Source organism: Mesorhizobium sp. M7A.F.Ca.MR.148.00.0.0 (assembly GCF_003997735.1).
Taxonomy (GTDB): Bacteria; Pseudomonadota; Alphaproteobacteria; order Rhizobiales; family Rhizobiaceae; genus Mesorhizobium.
Window position 1 is genome coordinate 1 of record NZ_RZTB01000503.1, and the last position, 306, is coordinate 306.

The 306-nt window shown below is 64.7% G+C and carries 1 pseudogene; it reads left to right on the plus strand.

What is annotated here, in order from left to right:
* A pseudogene (locus tag EOB49_RS37170) lies at positions 1-306 on the plus strand (glycosyl transferase family 1); the annotation flags it as partial.

Genomic DNA, 306 nt, shown 5'->3' on the forward strand with positions numbered 1-306 from the left:
TGAAACCCGCGGGCGCACAACCGCTCGACGCTGTCTCCGCGGCGAAAGCCGGGCGGCGTGTGCTGGTTGTGTCCCACGATCCAGCCTTTCCGCCGATCTCAGGCGCGGATCTGCGGAACTATCGCAATGCTGAGTCTGCTGCGCAATTCGGCCCGGTCTGCCTGGTATCTGTGCTGCCGCAGGCGACGGAAACAACCGATCCGTCGATCCGCACCGAAGCCTTGTCGATCAAGGGAGAGGCCCGCTCCAGTTCGATCGGGTGGTGGCGTATAAGGGCGGAGCGTCGCATCTCGCGCGTCGCCTTGA